At 62.2% G+C, this 19,575-nt stretch carries 17 protein-coding genes; 3 read left to right on the top strand and 14 right to left on the bottom strand.

Going from position 1 to position 19,575, the window contains the following annotated elements:
* The first annotated feature begins 65 nt into the window (after positions 1–65).
* Positions 66–800, top strand: a complete 735-nt coding sequence (lexA, locus tag NKI18_RS07050) for a transcriptional repressor LexA (protein WP_352448829.1) — start codon at positions 66–68, stop codon at positions 798–800.
* On the opposite strand, the gene NKI18_RS07045 is transcribed toward lexA, so the two are convergent.
* Positions 794–3,259: a ComEC/Rec2 family competence protein gene (locus NKI18_RS07045; RefSeq protein ID WP_352575020.1), complete on the bottom strand. Its 2,466-nt coding sequence runs from the start codon at positions 3,257–3,259 to the stop codon at positions 794–796. The two genes, lexA and NKI18_RS07045, sit on opposite strands and share 7 nt — an antisense overlap.
* Positions 3,260–3,355: 96 nt before the next feature.
* On the opposite strand from NKI18_RS07045, the gene gltX reads away from it, so the two are divergent.
* Together gltX and gltA are read left to right on the top strand one after the other, a co-directional pair.
* Positions 3,356–4,777 (top strand): glutamate--tRNA ligase, encoded by a 1,422-nt coding sequence (gene gltX / locus NKI18_RS07040; RefSeq protein ID WP_352458109.1) that lies wholly within the window; start codon positions 3,356–3,358, stop codon positions 4,775–4,777.
* Positions 4,778–4,956: 179 nt separating this feature from the next.
* A complete protein-coding gene (gene gltA / locus NKI18_RS07035; RefSeq protein WP_023674946.1) occupies positions 4,957–6,285 on the top strand; it encodes a citrate synthase in 1,329 nt (442 codons plus the stop codon).
* 85 nt (positions 6,286–6,370) lie between these two features.
* Here gltA and lpxB read toward each other — a convergent pair whose 3' ends face one another.
* From lpxB to NKI18_RS06970, 13 genes are all read right to left on the bottom strand, one after another.
* Positions 6,371–7,537, bottom strand: a complete 1,167-nt coding sequence (gene lpxB / locus NKI18_RS07030; protein ID WP_353019216.1) for a lipid-A-disaccharide synthase — start codon at positions 7,535–7,537, stop codon at positions 6,371–6,373.
* Entirely contained in the window at positions 7,527–8,429 is a 903-nt protein-coding gene (locus NKI18_RS07025; protein ID WP_352616155.1) for an LpxI family protein, read from the bottom strand. Before NKI18_RS07025 ends, lpxB begins: the two co-directional genes overlap by 11 nt.
* Before the next feature lie 6 nt (positions 8,430–8,435).
* A complete protein-coding gene (lpxA, locus tag NKI18_RS07020; protein WP_352474276.1) occupies positions 8,436–9,269 on the bottom strand; it encodes an acyl-ACP--UDP-N-acetylglucosamine O-acyltransferase in 834 nt (277 codons plus the stop codon).
* A 13-nt stretch (positions 9,270–9,282) separates the two neighbouring features.
* A complete protein-coding gene (gene fabZ / locus NKI18_RS07015) occupies positions 9,283–9,747 on the bottom strand; it encodes a 3-hydroxyacyl-ACP dehydratase FabZ (RefSeq protein ID WP_023674942.1) in 465 nt (154 codons plus the stop codon).
* Positions 9,740–10,798 (bottom strand): UDP-3-O-(3-hydroxymyristoyl)glucosamine N-acyltransferase, encoded by a 1,059-nt coding sequence (gene lpxD / locus NKI18_RS07010; protein WP_352448823.1) that lies wholly within the window; start codon positions 10,796–10,798, stop codon positions 9,740–9,742. Before lpxD ends, fabZ begins: the two co-directional genes overlap by 8 nt.
* Before the next feature lie 180 nt (positions 10,799–10,978).
* Positions 10,979–13,333 carry an outer membrane protein assembly factor BamA gene (gene bamA / locus NKI18_RS07005; protein ID WP_352616160.1) on the bottom strand — a complete coding sequence of 785 codons (2,355 nt, stop codon included), beginning with the start codon at positions 13,331–13,333 and terminating at the stop codon, positions 10,979–10,981.
* Positions 13,334–13,550: 217 nt separating this feature from the next.
* Entirely contained in the window at positions 13,551–14,693 is a 1,143-nt protein-coding gene (rseP, locus tag NKI18_RS07000) for an RIP metalloprotease RseP (protein WP_352616162.1), read from the bottom strand.
* Between the two features lie 103 nt (positions 14,694–14,796).
* Positions 14,797–15,630, bottom strand: coding sequence for a phosphatidate cytidylyltransferase (locus tag NKI18_RS06995; protein WP_352616164.1), 834 nt, complete (start codon positions 15,628–15,630; stop codon positions 14,797–14,799).
* Between the two features lie 3 nt (positions 15,631–15,633).
* Entirely contained in the window at positions 15,634–16,356 is a 723-nt protein-coding gene (locus NKI18_RS06990) for an isoprenyl transferase (RefSeq protein ID WP_352448819.1), read from the bottom strand.
* Positions 16,357–16,388: 32 nt separating this feature from the next.
* Positions 16,389–16,943 (bottom strand): ribosome recycling factor, encoded by a 555-nt coding sequence (gene frr, locus NKI18_RS06985; RefSeq protein WP_084640965.1) that lies wholly within the window; start codon positions 16,941–16,943, stop codon positions 16,389–16,391.
* A 91-nt stretch (positions 16,944–17,034) separates the two neighbouring features.
* Positions 17,035–17,757, bottom strand: a complete 723-nt coding sequence (gene pyrH / locus NKI18_RS06980; RefSeq protein ID WP_023674934.1) for a UMP kinase — start codon at positions 17,755–17,757, stop codon at positions 17,035–17,037.
* Positions 17,758–17,889: 132 nt separating this feature from the next.
* The gene (locus NKI18_RS06975) at positions 17,890–18,996 is read right to left on the bottom strand and encodes an aldo/keto reductase (RefSeq protein ID WP_352620046.1); all 1,107 of its coding nucleotides are present in this window, start codon (positions 18,994–18,996) and stop codon (positions 17,890–17,892) included.
* Positions 18,997–19,051: 55 nt separating this feature from the next.
* Positions 19,052–19,480 (bottom strand): nuclear transport factor 2 family protein, encoded by a 429-nt coding sequence (locus NKI18_RS06970; protein WP_352540566.1) that lies wholly within the window; start codon positions 19,478–19,480, stop codon positions 19,052–19,054.
* Positions 19,481–19,575: the final 95 nt, after the last annotated feature.

Here is a 19,575-nt window from a genome sequence, read left to right as displayed (position 1 = left end):
GGAACACAACTGGAACAGATAGTGTTTGTTCTGGGTTTGTTTTTCTGATTCTGTTGGGGGTCGCTATGCTGACACGCAAACAACACGAACTGCTTATGTTCATCCACGAAAGGTTGAAGGAAAGCGGTATCCCGCCTTCCTTCGACGAGATGAAGGAAGCGCTCGACCTGGCTTCCAAATCCGGAATCCACCGGCTGATTACGGCGCTGGAGGAGCGCGGCTTCATTCGCCGTTTGCCCAACCGGGCCCGTGCGCTGGAGGTGCTGCGCCTGCCTGACTCGATCGCCCCCGGCCTCAATGCGGCACGCAAGTTCTCGCCGAGTGTCATCCAGGGCAGTCTTGGGCAAGGCGGTCCTCGGCAAGGCAAGCCGACATCGTCGCGCGTGCCCGCAGCCGGAAATGACGACGATGTCGTCGCCGCCGTTTCGATCCCGGTGATGGGCCGCATCGCCGCCGGTGTGCCGATCGACGCCATCCAGCACCAGACGCATTCGATTTCGGTGCCGCCGGATATGATCATGGGCGGCGAGCATTATGCGCTCGAGGTCAAAGGCGACTCGATGATCGAGGCCGGCATTTTCGACGGCGACACGGTGATCATCCGCAATGCCGATACGGCGAGCCCCGGTGAGATCGTGGTGGCACTGGTCGACGAGGAGGAAGCGACGCTGAAGCGGTTCCGCCGCAAGGGCGCCTCGATCGCCCTGGAAGCCGCCAATCCAGCCTACGAGACGCGCATCTTCGGACCAGACAGGGTCAAGGTGCAGGGCAAGCTCGTTGGGCTGATCCGCCGCTACTGAGTTGCGCCCTTGGCGCCGGCTTTTGGATTGTCGGCCCTGCGGTATGGGGGCAGGCCGCGCGTCGCGCGTGAAAATTTCCGCTGCACGTGCCAGGGCCGGTATGATTTTTCGACCGCGAAACGGATTTCGGCGCGCGTTGCCGCTTGTGGATCGAAGTAGACGGCGGCACTTCCCGCGCGCGCCAGTTGCCGTTTGGTGACGACGAGGACCAGCCGGTCGTAGTAGCAGGGGTTATGGGCGGTGGCGTCGTCGATGACGATCAAGCTGGCAAAGGCGCAGGCTGGCCGCGCAGTATCGCGGTCCTTGGCTTGCGCGATGATCGCGCCGGATGGATGCCTGGCAAGGCAGAGGCCGTCCGTGCAAATGAACGGCATGCCCGGCGGTAGGTCGGCCGGATCGGCAATGTCGAATTGCGGGTCGTTCTTTCCAGGTGTTTCCGGCGCGACGATAGCCTCTGATGTGAGCGCGCGTTTCCAGTTGTCGATGGTGAACTCATTCGGGCGTGCCCGGTTGACCGCGAGTTCACCGCTGCCGATCGGCAGCGCGACCAGCCGTGCGTCCTCCGAGACCAATACGTCGGGTATGCGTGTCTGCGTTGTCGTCAGCAAGCCGGCGAGCGCAAAAGGAAGTGCCGCCAGCCGCAACCAGGTCGTCGCCATGCTGGCAATGACGAGGGCGATCGTCACCAGAAGGACGGATCTCAGCGAAATCAGCCCGACCGCATCGATCGGCGAGCGCTCCGAGATCCACCCGGACAGGGCGATCATCGCCGTCAGCCCCTTGCCCATGACATAGAGGAAAGGGCCATCCGCGCCGAACGGCATCGCCAGCGCACTGAGCACGGCGAAAGGCATGACGACCAGTGAGACGATGGGCATGATGGCCAGATTGGCGAACAGGCTGAGCGGCGCCACGCGCTGGAAATGCCATATGGCGAAAAGCGCCGTGGCGCTCCCTGCAATGATCGAGGTCATCGCCAGACCGCACATGCCCAGCAGGACCTTTCGAGTGGCAAAGCGTAGCGGCGACCGCCGCGGCGGCGGCGTGGTGGCCCTGCCGGCGCGGTAATCGGACCAGCCTGCATAGGCGCCGACAAGGGCCGCCGTCGCGGCGAAGGACATCTGGAAACTCGGACCGACCACCTCGTGCGGCGACACCAGGATGACCGCGATGGCCGAGATCGCCAGGTTGCGCATGGTGAGCGCGGCCCGGTCGAACAGCACGGCGATAAGCATCACCGCCAGCATGATGAAGCTGCGTTCGGCCGCCACGACAATGCCGGAAAAGACGAGGTAGGCCGCAATCGAAAAAAGCGCGGCGGCCGCGGCATATTTCTTGACCGGCCGTCGCGATGAGAAATCGGGAAACAGCGCAAAGGCACCCCGCAGCAGCGCCATGATGGTGCCGGCGACCAACGCCATATGCAGCCCCGAGATGGAGATGATGTGGTAGATGCCGGTGCGCCGCATCGCTTCGTTGATCTCCTCGGGAATGCCGGCGCGCACGCCAACGATCAGCGCAGCAGCAATCTCGCCCTCGGCGCCGCCGATGCGGCTGCGGATATGGTCGGCGATGGATTCGCGCGCGTCTTCGATCGCGGAAGAAAGCTGCGCGGCAAGCGGCATGCTGCCCGACGACACGACTTTCGGATTGCCGAGAAAAAAGCCGCTGCCGCCGATACCGGCGAAATAGCTGTCGAAGGAGAAATCATAGCTGTCGGGCCGCACCGGGCCGGTCGGCGGCAGCAGCCGCACATAGCCGGTGATCTCGGAACCGGCGGTCAGCGCAGCCGGTATCTTCATCGCCGAAACGCGGACCCGTTCCGGCATGTAGCGCAGTGTCGGCCTGGCGGTTGAGATCACATCGATTGTCAGCCTGATGCGGCCGCTCGCCATGGGCTCGTACGATACGACGCGACCCGTCAGCCGCGTCGAGATTTCGGAACCGAGCATATGCGTTCCGACACGCCATGTCTCGAACTTGGCGGCAAGTACGCCAAGCGCGCAGAGCAGCGCCACCATGAAGCACAGGCGCGTCCTGGGCCATGACCGCGAGACGACGGCACAAAGGGCCGCGAGGAGCGCGATTGCGATCGGCTGTGGAAAGGCCGGCTCCACCGACAGCCCGAAATATACGACCACCCCGCATGCGAGGAACACCGGCACCAGCAGGAAGGCGATGCCGCGGTCGAGTTCCAGGCCGGCTGCCGAGGTTACGCTGTTGCGGATACGGGACGGTGACGGGAGGCGGAAACGCCTGGGCAGGCGTACGATGGGCTCGCCCGCGGGCACGAGAACCGTTGCTGGGTCGCTGGCCGGCAGCGACGGAGCATCGAAGCGCGGAGCGGGTAGCAATGCCGGTGCCGGCAGGACAGGCGGGGGAGCAGCAAACAGCAAGCGTTCGCTGACGCCGTTGACCGCGTCCTCGCCCTCGCCCGCACCTCGGCCTCGCACAGCCATCGGGTCTGCCCCTTGCGCCCTCGACCTCCTATGCTACATGAACGCGCAACGCGCGAAAGTCCGCAAACCCACTTCCTTCGCCCGCCTGAGAGTTCCATGCCCGATAAGGTCGTCACCCGTTTTGCCCCCTCGCCCACCGGCTATCTGCACATTGGCGGCGCGCGCACGGCGCTGTTCAACTGGCTGTACGCCAAGCATACGGGCGGCACGATGCTGCTGCGTATAGAGGATACCGACCGTGAGCGGTCGACGGATGCGGCGACGGCAGCCATTCTCGACGGACTTTCCTGGCTCGGACTCACCTGGGACGGCGCGCCTGTCTCGCAGTTCGAGCGCGCGCCGCGCCATCGCGAGGTGGCCGAGGAGCTCGTTCGTATGGGCAAGGCCTATTATTGTCATGCGACGCCTGCCGAGCTAGAGGCAATGCGCGAGAGCGCACGGGCCAAGGGGCTGCCTCCCCGCTATGATGGACGCTGGCGCGACCGCGACCCGTCGGAGGCGCCGCCCGGCGCCAAGGGGGCGATCCGCATCAAGGCGCCGACAGACGGCGAGACGGTGGTGCATGACCGCGTCCAGGGCGACGTGCGCTTTCCCAACAAGGATCTCGACGATTTCATTATTCTGCGCTCGGACGGCAATCCCACCTACATGCATGCCGTCGTCGTCGACGATCACGACATGGGCATCACCCACATCATCCGCGGCGACGATCATTTGACCAACGCCGCACGCCAGACCGTAATCTATCAGGCCATGGGCTGGGAGGTGCCGTCGATGTCGCATATCCCGCTGATCCACGGTGCCGACGGCGCCAAGCTGTCGAAGCGGCACGGCGCGCTTGGCGTCGAAGCCTATCGCGCCATGGGCTACCTGCCGGTGGCGCTGCTCAACTATCTGGCGAGGCTTGGCTGGAGCCACGGCGACGATGAGATCATGTCGATCGCCGACATGATTGCATGGTTCGACATTGGCGACGTCAACAAGGGCGCCGCCCGTTTCGATTTCGCCAAGCTCGAGGCGCTTAACGGCGTGCATATGCGCCGGATGAACGACGCGGCGCTGCTCGACATCTTCATCGCCACTCTGCCCTATCTTGAAGGCGGCCCGGCAATCGCGGCGCGCCTCGACGACAGACGCAGGGCGCAACTGCTTGCCGCATTGCCGGGCCTGAAGGAGCGCGCCAAGACGCTGGTCGAACTTGTTGAAGGGGCTGCATTCCTTTTCGTCGAGCGGCCGCTGCCGGTCGACGAGAAGGCGGCGGCGCTGCTCAGCGGTGAGGCGCGCGCGATCCTGCGGGGCGCTCATGCGGCACTAGCCACGGTTTCGGAGTGGTCTGCCGCCTCAGCCGAAGCCGCGATCCGCGACTATGCGCAGGCCGCCGGCCATAAACTCGGCGCCGTGGCCCAACCTTTGCGCGCCGCGCTCACCGGCAAAAGTACCTCGCCAGGTGTCTTCGACGTGCTGGCCGTGCTTGGCCGCGAGGAAAGCCTGGCGCGGATCGCTGATCAAATCGATTAGCAAACTGGCCCAAGAAGATTGGCATTGAAAGGTGTGTTTCGCAGTGCAACATTGGGTCTTGGCCTAATCTGCCGCGCAGATTCAATTGCGGGCGCAAATGTGCGTATTCCGATGCTTTTGACGTGTTGGGTTCAGATATTTTGCCTTTGCCGGCCTGAGGAAACAAAAAGGAGTTTGCTATGACCGAACCTGCGACAAAAATGGAATTTGGCGGCAAAACCCAGGCATCGACGGCCAAGCTGGAACTCGGCGGCAAAACCCATGAATTCAAGATACGAAGTGGTTCGGTAGGACCTGACGTCATCGACATCGGTTCGCTCTACAACACCGCCGGCGTCTTTACCTACGATCCCGGTTTTACGTCGACGGCGAGCTGCGAATCGGAAATCACCTTCATCGATGGCGATGCCGGCATTCTTTTGCACCGCGGCTACCCGATCGACCAATTGGCCGAGCACGGCGACTTCCTCGAAGTCTGCTATCTCTTGCTCTATGGTGAACTCCCGACCAAGGCGCAGAAGGACGATTTCGACTATCGGGTGACGCGCCACACCATGGTGCATGAGCAGATGTCGCGCTTTTTCACCGGCTTCCGCCGTGATGCGCATCCGATGGCGGTGATGTGCGGCGTGGTCGGCGCGCTGTCGGCCTTCTATCACGATTCCACCGATATCTCGGACCCCTATCAACGCATGGTCGCGTCAATGCGGCTGATCGCCAAGATGCCGACGATCGCGGCGATGGCCTATAAATACCACATCGGCCAGCCATTCATTTACCCGAAGAACGAGCTGAATTTCGCAGCCAACTTCCTGCATATGTGCTTCGCCGTGCCTTGCGAGGAATACAAGATCAATCCGGTGCTGGCCCGCGCGATGGAGCGCATCTTCATCCTGCACGCCGATCACGAACAGAACGCCTCGACTTCGACCGTCCGCCTGGCCGGCTCGTCGGGCGCCAATCCTTTTGCCTGTATCGCTGCCGGCATCGCCTGCCTGTGGGGTCCCGCACATGGCGGCGCCAACGAGGCAGCCCTGAACATGCTGGGCGAGATCGGTCATGTCGATCACATCCCGGAATTCATTGCGCGCGCCAAGGATAAGAACGATCCGTTCCGATTGATGGGATTTGGCCACCGCGTTTACAAGAATTACGATCCGCGCGCCAAGATCATGCAGAAGACCGCGCACGAGGTCCTGGGCGAGCTCGGCATCAAGGACGATCCACTGCTCGACATCGCCATGGAGCTGGAAAGGATCGCACTGACCGATTCCTATTTCATCGAGAAGAAGCTCTATCCGAACGTCGATTTCTATTCCGGCATCACGCTGAAGGCGCTGGGCTTTCCCACCACCATGTTCACCGTGCTGTTCGCGGTCGCCCGCACTGTCGGCTGGATCGCGCAGTGGAAGGAGATGATCGAGGACCCGCACCAGAAGATCGGTCGCCCGCGCCAGCTCTATACCGGCGCGCCGGAACGGGACTACGTGCCAATCGCGAAGCGGTGAAGGTGGTGAATGGTGAATGGGAGTAGCGAAGCGTCGCTCCCTGTCCATAGAAACCACTATTCACAATTCACTATTCACAATTCACTCACTTCCTCACCATCCCCATCACCACACCCGCGGCAATCTCGCCTGACGGCTTGGCGGTTGCCATACGCCCGGCAATGTCGGCAAAACCGTGCTTCTGCCAGGTGCGGTAGGCGGTATCGGAGAACAGCGCTTCCAACTGCCGCGCCAGATAATGCGGCCGCACATATTGATTGTAGTGTTCCGGCACGACCGGCCGGTCGGCAATGAGATTGGGCAAGGCTGCGCTCCATACTTTGATCAGCGGCTGCGCCATGCGCATGACCGGATCGAGCCGGTAGCAGGAGATCATCGGCACACCCGCCAGTGCCAGTTCCAGCGATACCGTCCCCGACGCGATCAGCGCCGCATCCGCCTTGCCGAAGGCCTGCCATTTGCGTTCGGCATCAAGTATGATCTCCGGCTTCTCGTCCCAGCTCGCGACCGAGGTCCTGACCAGGTCGGCGACGTGCGGCACCGTCGGCAACAGCAGGCGCAAACGGTGCCCGCGCGCCCGCAGGATCGACACCGTCTCGCCGAACGGCCCGACCATGCGTCGCACCTCACCACGACGCGAACCAGGCAGTACAAGCAACGTTTTGACGTGATCTGCGGACAGGTCACGCGGCTGCGCCTGCGCCCTGGCGGCACTGATTATGCCCGGATCGTGTGCAAGGCGATGCCCGACATAGGTGCCGGGCGGCCCGCCCAGGCGAGCGAGTTCCTTCACCTCGAACGGCAGGATGCAAAGAATGTGATCGACATATGGCTTCATCGCCGCCGCCCTGCCCGGCCGCCAAGCCCACACGCTCGGGCAGACATAGTGGACGATCGGGATAGTCGGATCGGCGGCACGCACCTTCTTGGCGACGCGCAGCGAGAAATCCGGGCTGTCGATGGTGATAAGGCAATCGGGCGTTTCACCTGCAATCGCGTTTGCCGTCTGGCCGATCCGCCGCATCAGCCGCGGCAGGTCGCGCAGGATGGCGCTAAGCCCCATCAGTGCGATCTCGCTGCCGTCGAACAATGGCGCCAGGCCGAGCGCCTGCAAATGGCGGCCGCCGATGCCGACAAGCCGAACTTCGCGCCCGGTCATGCGCTTGAGCGCCTGCACAAGGTCGGCGCCAAGCAGGTCGCCGGACTCCTCGCCGGCGACGACGGCTATCTTCAACGGCCGCTCATTCGCCATGCGCCGGCTCCGCAGCAGGCAGGCCGATTACGAACAGGCCGAGCGCATTGGCACGTCCGATGGTGGCGGGACCTTCGAGCACTAGCGAGCGACCGGCTTCGACGGCAATGCCGGCCAGTCCGGCGGCATGCGCCGCCTCGACGGTCAGCGGGCCGATGGAGGGCAGATCGGCACGCAGTTCCTGACCGGGCTTGGCGCATTTGACCAGAACACCGCGGCTCCCGCCGGCCAGCCTGCCGTGCCCGCGCAACTCCCTTGTCCGCTCGAGCAGCCCGTCGGTGCCTTCGACGCCTTCCAACGCAATGGCGCGGCCGCCGACCGCAACAGCCGCTTGGCCGATATCCAGCGCGCCGATGGCTTTTGCCGCCGCGTGCGCCGCCTCGATGTCGCGCCAGTCGGATTTGCGTGGCGCCGCCTTGGTCAGCAGGCCTTCGGCGGCGACCAACTCCGGCACGATCTCGTGAGCGCCGACGACCTTGATGCCGCTGCGCTCGATCCTGCGCACGAACAGTTTCAGCACCGTATCGTCCCCCCGGGTTACACCGACGAAGAGGCTGGGTAGCCACGCGAGCAGGCCCAAATTGAGGCGCATGGCGCTCAGCCTGGGGCGGCGCGTGATATGACCCGCGGTTACGAGATGCGTAACGTGATGCCGCTTAAGGATCGGCAGCAGCGAGCCGACGTCTTCCAGCCTCAAGGTTGCCTGCTCATAGGGCTCGAAATCGGCTATGCGATCGACCTCGCCGGCCGCCATCACGACGAAGGGCAATTTGCCTTCCCGGGCGAGCGCTCGAGCAATTTCGACCGGGAGACTGCCGCCGCCGGCGATGATGCCGACCTTGGCATCTGGCGCGAGATCAAGGCCCTTTCCGGCAGCCTCAATCTTCGTCATCTGCCCTCAGTCTTCATCATCGGTATCGTCCCCGTCGCTACCCTTGAGCGACGGCACGGCGTAGTGCCGCTTGCCGCGACCGGCGATGAAGTCGACGATCTTCATGGCAGTCGGCGACGAGGCGAATTCCGCCTTGGCGAATTCGATGTTTTCGCCGACGGTCCGGGAGCGATCGAAGATCGTCTTGTAGGCTTTGCGCAGCAAGTGGATCTCCGAACGCGGCAGGCCGGCGCGCTTCAGGCCAATGATGTTGAGGCCGCGAAGGCTGGCGCGGTTGCCAACGGCGATGGCGTAAGGAATGACGTCGCCGACGATCGCCGAGCAACCGCCGAGAAAGGCGTTATCGCCGATGCGGACAAACTGATGAACCGCGGTAAGGCCGCCGATGTAGACATTGTCACCGACTTCGCAATGCCCGCCTAACGTCGCTTGATTGGCGAAGGTGGCGTTCTTGCCGACCACGCAGTCATGGGCAATATGGGCATAGGCAAGGAAATTGCCGTTGTCGCCGATCGTCGTCTCGCCGCGGCTGGAATCGGTGCCGACATGCATGGTGACACCTTCGCGGATCGTGCAGTTCTCGCCGATCACCAGCGTAGTACGGCCGCCCTTGTGCTTGGTGTTCTGCGGCGGCCCGCCAAGTATCGCCATCGGATAGACCTTAGTCGATGCACCGATGGTGGTCGCGCCAATCACCGAGACATGGCTGACCAGTTCGACGCGGTCGCCGATTACGGCGTCGGGGCCGACGTGACAGAAGGGCCCGATGCGGGCGCCTTCGCCGATTTGGGCGCCTGCCTCGATGACCGAGGATGGATGGATGACTGTCTGGATTTTCATTAGCATTCGTTTGTCAGCCGCTTGCGACCATCATCGCCGAGATCTCGGCTTCCGCCGCCTTGGCGCCATCGACGAGGGCCTCGCAAGCGAATTTGAGAAGATTGCCGCGTTTCTTGATTTTCTTCACATGAATTTTCAGCTGGTCGCCTGGAACGACCGGCTTGCGGAACTTGGCATTGTCGATGGTCAGGAAATAGACCAGCGACGGCTTTTCCGTACCAAGGCTGCGGATGCAGATGGCGCCGGCCGTCTGCGCCATCGCCTCGATGATCAGCACGCCGGGCATGACCGGCTGGTCGGGGAAATGACCTTGGAAATGCGGCTCGTTTATGGTGACGTTCTTGATGCCGATGGCGGATTCGTCGCCATCTATGTCGACAATACGGTCGATCATCAAGAACGGATAGCGGTGCGGCAGGAGCTTCATCAGCCGCATTATGTCAACCGCTTCGAGCGTCGCCGCTGCGATGTCAGCCATTTCCCCCCTCACCCTGTTTGCGCGTCCGTGCAAGTCTGCGCAAGGCCGCTATCTCGCGCATGGCTTCCGCCATCGGCTGCGCCGGATATCCTCCCCAAATCTCACCGGCAGGCACATTGCTCATAAACCCGCTTCTTGCCGCAAGCTTGGCCCCGGACCCGATGGTCAAATGATCCGCAAGGCCGACACCGCCACCCATGGTGACGTTGTCGCCTACCGTCACGGAACCGGAAATACCCGAAAGCCCGGCTATTATGCAATTGCGGCCGATGCGAACGTTGTGCGCGATCTGCACCAGATTGTCGATCTTGGTGCCCTGGCCGATGATCGTGTCGGACATGGCGCCGCGATCGACGGTCGTATTCGACCCGATCTCGACGTCGTCCTGGATGATGACGCGGCCGATCTGCGGAACCCGCTCCGGACCCTTGGCGCCGGCCACGAAACCGAAGCCATCCTGGCCGATCCTGGCACCGCCATGGATGATGACGCGATTGCCAATCAACGCATATTGCACGCTGGCACCTGGACCGACATAGCCGTCGCGGCCAATCTGCGAGGACGGACCGATGACCGCATGCGGGGCAATGACGGTCCCGCTGCCGATGGCAGCGCGAGGTCCGATGATCGCACCCGCTTCGATGATCGCACCGGCCTCGACATGGGCGGTCGCATCGATATGGGCGTGCGGCGAGATACCGGTTTCGCCGGTCATCGGTCCAGGCGTTGCAGCCGCCGGAAAAAGCAGACGCCCGACCATTGCGAAGGCCTGCTGCGGGCGCGGATGCACCAGCACCGCGATGCCCGCCGGCGCCTTGCCGGCAAATTCGGCAGGGCAGAGAACCGCCGCCGCCCGCAGTGACTGCATCAGGGCGAAATTGCGCCTGCCATCGACGAAGACAAGGGCGTTCTCGCCGCCTTCGTTGGCGGGCGCCAGAGCCTCGATCGATACATCGGAGAGACCGGAATCAACAAGCGTCGAGCCGGTCAGATTCGCGACTTCGCCGGCCGTATACCGGCGTGAGGGCGCGAAGAACACCGGATCGGTCATTCCAGAAGCAATATCCAGCTAGCGCATGACCCCGAAAATCGGAAATCGACCCTCGGAAAGGATCATGCGCAAATCAAAGTGTTACAACGTCCTTTGCGCGTCCGATAGGACGCGCTGCGCTGTAGTGTCGGATCACTGCCATCCGGATCCAAACGAGCCGGAAGCATCATTGCCCGCACATCAGAAGCGGGTCGATATGCCGAAGTTGAATTCCTGCACGTCGTCGGTCTTTTCCTTCTTGACCGGGATCGCATAGTCGATGCGGATCGGACCGAAAGGCGATGCCCACATCAAACCGACACCGACGGAAGCGCGCCATTCCATGCCGGTTGTCGAAGAATTGACAAGGCCACTAGCGAGCTTGCTGCCATAGAGCGTCGCCGCATCGGCGAAGACCGCGCCGCGCAAGCCGAAGCTTTCCGGGATGACCGGCAGCGGGAACTGGGCTTCCGCCGAGGCATTGAAGTAGGTGGTGCCGCCGAGGTGATCACCGCTGGGGCCAGAAGCCACCGGGCCGATGCCGCCATATTCGAAACCGCGGATCATGCGGTCGCTGCTCTGGAAATGGTCAAAGACGCGCAGGTCACCGCTGCCATATCCCTGGACATGGCCGGCGCCTCCAGAAATGAGGCCCACCAGATCCAATTGTTCGGACAGCGTCTGATAGACGCTGCCTCGCGCTGTGACCTTGATGAATTTGGCGTCGCCGCCGAGACCGGCTACTTCCGTGCCGACATTGGCATAGAGGCCGTCATGCGGGTTCTTCATGTCGTCGATGGTGTTGTAGACCAGGCCGAGGCTGACCGACGATTTGAGCCACGGGCTCTCTTCAACGCCGTTTACAATCGCTTGCGAGACGTTGCAACCGGCGCTTGGGTCACAGCCCTCGTCGAACTCGTACTTCTCTTGCGCAATATTATAAGCGAGTTGCGTCGAGATATTGTCGGTGATCGGCAGGCCGAAGCGAACGGTTGCGCCCGTCGTGTCGCTGTCGTAATGGTCGTAGTTTCGGCTCTGCTTGTAGATGTCGAAGCCGGCCGCGATACGGCGCCCGAGGAAATAGGGTTCGGTGAAAGAGAAGCTGTAGTCGCGCGAGTTCTTGCCACCGCCGGCCGCCACCTTGATGAATTGGCCGCGACCGAGGAAGTTGCGCTCACTGACGGAACCTTCGACGGACGGACCTGACGTTTCACCGCCGCTCGAATAACCGGCGCCGACCGTGAACTCACCGGTCGATTTCTCGACCACATCCACCACCAGCACAACCTGGTCCGGCTCAGAACCCGGAACAGTGGAAATTTCGACTTTTTCAAAATAATCGAGCGCTTCCAGCCGCCTCTTCGCGCGCTGGATGAGGACCTGATTGAAAGCGTCGCCTTCGCTGACATCGAACTCGCGGCGAATGACGTAGTCGCGCGTCCGATCGTTGCCGCGAATCTCGATGCGCTCGATATAGGCCTTGGTCCCCTGATCGACCGTATAGACGACCGAGATCGTGTGGTTCTCGAAGTTGCGGTCACCGCGCGGCGTCACCTGGGCGAAGGCATAGCCGGATCCAGCGACCTTTTCGGTCAAGGCGATGATCGTGTCCTCGACGTTCTTGGCGTTGTAGACATCGCCCTTGTGGGTCTCGACCACCGATTCAAGCGACTTGGCGTCGACCTCGGGGATCGTGCTTTCGACGCTGACATCCCCGAACGTATAACGCTCGCCCTCCTGTACCGTGATGGTGACGGTGTATTTGTTGGTGGTGTCGTCGAGTTCGCCGACAGCCGAGACGACCTGGAAGTCGGCATAGCCGTGATTATAATAGAAGCGGCGCAGCAGCTCCTGGTCGGCGCGCAGCTTGTCCTCGTCATAAACGTCGTCGCGCAGCACGAACGACAGGAAGGACGAACGCTTGGTGGAAATGATGTCCGACAGCCGGCGGCTCGAATAGGCGCTGTTGCCGACGAAATTGATCGCTGCGATCTGGGTGCGGCCGCCTTCGTTGATGTTGAAGACCACGTTTACCCGGTTGTCGCCGAGATCCATGATCTGGGTGGTCACGGCGGCATCGTCGCGGCCGATACGCCGGTATGCGGCCTTGACCGCCTCGACATCGGCATCGAGCTGCTGTTGCGAGAAGGTGCCGCGCGGCTTCAATTGCACCGCGGCCTCAAGCGCGTTGTCCTTGAGCTTCTTGTTGCCCTGGAACAGCACCTGGTTGACGACCTGGTATTCGGACACCTTGATGACCAGCGTCGATCCGACCTGGTTGATCTGCACATCCGAAAACAGCCCGGTGCCAAACAGCGCCTTGACCGCATCGTCGATATCCGAACTGGAAAACGCCTTGCCGGGCTTGATCGTCACGTAATTGCGGATGGTGTCCGCGTCGACACGCTGATTGCCGGTGACTTCGACTCTGGAGACGACAGCCGCCTCGGCGGCCGATGTGGCAACGAACTGCACTGCGAGCGCGCCTGGTACAACCAGAGCGGCGGACATAGCCACCGCGGACGCGGCGCTCAGAAACTTGGATGCTGCCTTCATCGGGCTTTTGTACCTTTTCTCGAAGTCCCCACGGCGAGAAAACCGGACGTGCGGTAATTTCCCCTACCGTATTAACCGGATTTTCCCTACACGCAAGGCTTCTGGTTAATTTGTATTTACTTAACCCTGCGGCGTGGCTTTCGCGTCACGCATATCCCCACGCATGGTAAACGGCGTCTCAACATTGCTCGTGCCGAAGCCAAATTCCTTCATGATTTCAGCACCCAAACAGATCGTTCCAGAAAACAAAGCCCATGAACCCGAGCACCAATATGAGGCCGCTTCGGTAAGCCATTTCCATCATGCGTTCGGACACCGGCCGCCGGATGACAGCCTCCACGCCGTAGAACAGAAGATGCCCTCCGTCGAGGGGGGGAATCGGCAAAAGGTTGAGAATCCCTATCCCGACTGACAGGAATGCAACAAGCTGCACGAGCCATTCAAAGCCGAGCTTTGCCGCCTGACCCGACATCTTGGCGATCTTGATGGGGCCGCCCAGCTGGCACTTGTCCTCGCGACCGACAACGAAACGTTGCAGGAACTGGCCGGTACGCTGGATGACGTGTCCGGTTTCCTGGACCGCTGCCCCGACCGCCCCGGCCGGACTATAGGTGATCAGCCGTGGCTGGCCGAGTTCCTTGTTGTTGACGACGCCGATCACGGCCACCTGGACCTTGTTGCCCAGTGCGTCTTGTTGTTCCATCAAGCGCGGCGTCGCCGTGACGGTGATTTCCTTGCCGGCGCGTAGCATGACGAAGGTGATGCTGTCGCCGGCGCGGCCAGAGACCAGACGCTGGACGTCGGCAAAGGTCTCGACCTTGCTGCCGTCGACGCTGACGAATCGGTCGCCGGGCATGATGCCGGCCGCGGCGGCCGGACTGCCGACGGTGACCTCAGCCACCATCGGCTCCAGCACGGGCCGGCCATGGACGGAAAACAGCACGGCAAAGACGGCGATCGTCAGCAGGAAGTTGAACAGCGGCCCCGCCACGACGGTCGCCGCCCGCTTCCAGATCGGCTGCGTGTGGAAGGCAACCTTGCGTTCTTCGTCGCTCAGCGCCTCGATCTCCCCCGAGCTGGGCTGGCTCGACGTCGCGTTCATATCGCCGACGAACTTGACGTAGCCGCCGAGCGGTATGGCGCAAAGCTTCCAGCGCGTGCCGCGGCTATCGTTGAAGCCGATGATCTCTGGGCCGAAACCGATCGAAAAGGCTTTTGCGCCGATACCGCACCAACGCCCGACGAGGTAATGGCCCATTTCGTGGACAAAAACGACGACAGTCAGCACGAACAGGAAAGGCACCAGCGTGCCGAGGACAAAGCCCTCTGTGCTGAAAACCGCGTGAAAAATCTCGTTCAATTCATGCCCTCAAATTCATCCACGGCACAGATCACGCCGCGACTGTGACATCAATCCAGGCGAATCCATGACGCAGCCCGCGCCGGCCCACCGACGATGCTGTTCAAACCGGAAACAGCCCCTGTGCCGGATGGTCGGCGGTCGCGGAAATCCAGCCGATGACGTATAGGGCGAAAGCCGCCGCGACAAGCCCATCTACCCGATCCATGATGCCGCCATGGCCGGGTATCAGCGTGCTGGAATCTTTACGGCCGTGGCGTCGCTTGACCCATGATTCGAACAGGTCGCCGGCCTGCGCGACAATCGAAAGCACCAGTGCGACCACGCCAAGCACGACGAGGTTGCCCGTTCCGGCTACGGCGGCCAGAAGCAGCCCGGCCACTACGCCGCCGACCAACCCACCGAGCGCCCCGCTCCGCGTCTTGCCCGGCGAGATCGACGGCGCCAGCCTTGGACCACCGATGGAGCGGCCGACGAAATAGGCAAAGATATCGGTCGCCCAAACCACGGCGAATAGGAACAGAATGGCCAGCAGCCCTGAATGGTCGCCGTCACGCAAGAAGGCCAGCGACAAGCCGGACACGGCCGCATAGGCAAGGCCGGATGCTTCCCACGGTCCTGCCCTGCGCATGGAAGAAGCGACGGCAGTGACAGCAACCAGAGCCGCGACGAGCGGCAGCAGCAAAGACGCAGGCAGGCCGGCGACGAGGGCACCAATAAAGACCACGATCAGCGCCTCGGGCAGAAAGCCGAGACCTGCCGTAGCACCAGCACCTGCCGGGGCAACGGGGCGGCTCATCCGCGTCCACTCGTAGAAGATCACCGCCGCCATGGCGGCGCAAAGCAACCGGAAGGACAGTCCGCCGAGCCAGGTCAGGGCAAGCGTGACGATGGCAAGCACGACGGCCGAAATGACCCGGAGTTGGAGGTTGCTCATTCCTCAGCCTGAGGCGACATCTTGGGCGGCAAGTCCGCCGAAGCGGCGCTCGCGGCCGGCGAAATCGCGCAGTGCATCGGACAGGTGCTCGCGACTGAAGTCGGGCCAGTAGCAAGGCAGGAAAACGAGTTCGCTATAGGCGGCCTGCCATAACAGGAAGTTGGATAGCCGAAGCTCGCCGCTGGTGCGGATGACCAGTTCCGGGTCCGGAATGCCCTCTGTATCGAGCGAGCTGGCAAAGGAATCGGCCGTGATCGCCTCGCTCTCGATCTCACCGCGCGCCACCGCCGCTGCGAGCTTGCGCGCGGTGCGCACGATCTCGTCGCGCCCGCCGTAATTGAAGGCAATGACCAGTGTCAGCGCCTCGTTGCCGAGAGTGAGCGTTTCGGCTTCCTCGAGCAGCCCCCTTATGTCGGGCTGCAGCCCTGCCCTGTCACCGATGACCCTGATCCGCACCCCACTCTGGTGCAGCTCGGCGAGGTCACGTCGGATGAAAAGCTTAAGCAGGCCCATGAGGTCGCTGACTTCGGATTTCGGCCGTGACCAGTTTTCCGACGAAAAAGCGTAGACGGTCAGGAAGGAGATGCCGAGGCCGGGGGCGGCGCGCACTGTCTTGCGCAGCGCCTCGACGCCGGCGCGGTGACCGGCCAGCCGCGGTAAGCCGCGCGCCTTGGCCCAGCGTCCGTTTCCGTCCATGATGATCGCGACATGCGCGGGCGTTGCCATATTCTCGCTTCCGGGCCAGGCGTGGCCAGACCCTAGACCTGCATGATTTCCGCTTCCTTGTCGGAAAGCAGGTGGTCGATGGTGCTGATTGTCTCGTCGGTCAGTTTCTGAACCTGGTCGGCCCGTTTGCGGTGGTCGTCCTCACTGATGTCGCCGTCCTTTTCCGCCTTTTTCAGAAAGTCCATGCCGTCCCGGCGAACGTGGCGTGCGGCGACGCGGGCATTCTCGGCATAACCGTGCGAGATCTTGACCAGTTCCTTGCGGCGCTGTTCGTTGAGCTCGGGCAGCGGAATCCTGAGATTGGTACCGTCGACGATAGGATTGAAGCCGAGATTGGCTTCACGGATGGCGCGGTCGACTGCGCTGACCATCGACTTGTCCCAAACCGAAACCGAAATCATGCGCGGTTCCGGCACCGACACTGTTGCCACCTGGTTGATCGGCATGGTGGTGCCATAGGCCTGCACCTGGACGGCATCGAGCAGGTTGCTCGACGCGCGGCCGGTGCGCAGCGAAGCCAGATCATGCTTGAACGCGGCGATCGCCCCGTCCATGCGCCGTTTGAGATCGTCGTACTCGCCACTCATCATCGTCTCCTCGACCCGTTAACCCGGGTTCACTGCTTAGGCCCTGTTCGAGCCTCATCCGCAACCGGTCCCTTTCGGGTTCATGGTCCGGTCAATCGTCTGCGACAACCGTGCAACGGCCGCCGCCCCTCAGGATATCGCCGAAGCCACCCTTCTCGTGGATCGAATAGACGATTATCGGAATGTTGTTTTCGCGCGCAAGTGCAATCGCCGCCGTATCCATGATCGAAAGCCCGCGTTTGATGACTTCGTCATGGCTGATCCGCTCGAAACGTGTCGCATGCGGGTCCTTCTTGGGATCAGCCGAATAGACACCATCGACCTGGGTGCCCTTGAACAGAGCATCGGCGCCGATCTCGGCGGCGCGAAGGGCTGCAGCCGAATCGGTGGTGAAGAACGGATTGCCGGTGCCGCCGGCGAAGATGACGACCTTGCCCTGGTTCATGTAGGCGGTCGCCTGACGCTGCGAAAAACTTTCGCAAAGCTCGGGCATGGCGATCGCCGACAGCACCACGGCGTCGACGCCGATCTTGTTGAGCGAGGTGCGCAGCGCCAGCGAATTGATAACCGTGGCAAGCATGCCCATATGGTCGCCGGTGACGCGGTCTCCGCCTTTTGACGCAACCGCGACGCCACGGAAGATGTTGCCGCCGCCTATGACGACACCGACTTCGATGCCCAATGCGCGGGCCTCGGCGATGTCGGCGGCGATGCGGTCGACCACCGATACGTCGATGCCGAAATGCTGCTCGCCCATCAACGCTTCGCCCGACGCTTTCAGCAAGACACGTCGGTAGAGGGGCTTCACCGTCATCTGGTCCTCGTCATCGTGCGTGTGACGCGTTTCGGTGCGCCCCGAAACACTGGGCGTTCCGATACACGAAGGGCGCCGCGCTGTCCCCCGGCGCCCGAGCCGGAAAGTTGAGATCGTGGACCGGGATAGCCGTCAGCTCACGCCGGCAAAAGTGCCTCGCATGAGCAGATCCGGCAGATAGCTTGCCGGCTTACCGCCAACCGCCTGCCCACCGGTCAGGCCGCCTTGTATTTCAGGGCCGAAGAACGAATACGGAAAGGGCGTGACCGGCCGGCTCACCGCATCGAGCCGTGCCCGAAGATCTTCGGGAATGTCGAAATCAAGCGCGCCGAGATTGTCCTTGAGCTGGTCAAGCCTAGTGGCGCCGACGATGACGGACGCAATGCCTGGCCTGTTTGCCGTCCAGTTCAGGGCGACCTGCGCCATGCTGCGGCCGAGCTGGCCGGCAACCCTCTCCAGTTCGGCGACGATTTGCCAGTTGCGATCGGTGAATTTCTGGAAACCGGGATTGGTCGAACCACGCATTGTCTCCAGCCGGCCACCATCCTCGACGATTGTATCGAAACGGTATTTTCCGCTGAGCAGGCCGCTGGCCAATGGACTCCAGACCATGATTCCGGCGCCATAGCGCGTGCCGAACGGCACGAACTCGTGCTCGATGTTGCGCTCGGCCAGCGAATATTCGAGCTGAAGCGCCGAAACCGGTTCATAGCCGCGATGCTCGGCGACGGCCTGCGCCCGGCTTGCGTACCAGGCCGGCACGTCGGACAGACCGACATGCCGGATCTTTCCGGCGCGCACCAGATCGTCCAGCGTCCGCATCACCTCCTCCGGCGGCGTCAGCCTGTCCCAGGTATGGAGGATGTAGAGGTCGATGTAGTCGGTGCCGAGCCGCTTCAGCGAACCGTCTATCGCCCGCAGGATGTTCTTGCGGCCGTTGCCCCCGGCGTTCGGGTTGCCCGGTTCGGCGTTGTAGGTGAATTTGGTACTGATCACCGCCTTGTCGCGCAGCCCACGCTCGGCGATGAATTCGCCGAGCCAGGTTTCGGCCGTGCCACCGGTATAGAGATCGGCGGTATCGAAGAAATTGCCATCGGCTTCGACATAGGCATCAACCAAGGCGCGCGCGGTCTCCTTCTCCGCGCCCCAGCCCCATTCCGTGCCGAACGTCATGGTGCCGAGCGCCAGGCGGGTGACACGCAGCCCGCTGTTGCCGAGCGTGTAGTAGGACATGGTCATGGATTTTCTCCTGAAGTTTGAAAAGCGGGATTGAGGTCTTGCCTGGGATACGCAGTCAGGCCTTGGCCAGCGCATCGACCACCACCTGGAAGCGGCGCGGATCGAAATAATCGTGGTAGGCGCTGATCAGACCGCTCTTGAAGTGGAAAATCGCGATATTGCTGTTGGTGTATTCAGTGCCGCCGATCAGCACCGCGCGGTTCTTGTACTCAACGACGATCGCGTCCGAATCCGCTGCCGGATAGATGGCTGTCAGCTGCGAATCGAAGGATTCGAAATTACCGAAGAGGCCTCGGAAGGCCGCCAGGATCGCGGCCTTACCATCGATGCTGTTTCCAAATCCTGCCGGCGGGTAGAAGACAAGTATCCGGCCATCTTCAGCCCAAAGGTCGCCCCATGCCTCAATGTCCTTGCTGTGCATCAGATCAAAGAATTTACGCACGGTCTCGAGATTACGGGTTCGTTCGGAATCGAGGTCGGTCATTAGACGTCTCCTTGGCTGCTCGGCGATTGCCGTGTGATGCAGCCAAAGATGCGCCCTCCTTTCCCCGCCGATAAGATTGCATTATCCGAATGGAC

Source organism: Mesorhizobium sp. M0800 (genome assembly GCF_040320095.1).
In the GTDB taxonomy this organism is placed as follows: Bacteria; Pseudomonadota; Alphaproteobacteria; order Rhizobiales; family Rhizobiaceae; genus Mesorhizobium.
The sequence above is the reverse complement of the archived record's forward strand: the minus strand, read 5'-3'. Positions and strand labels throughout refer to the sequence as shown.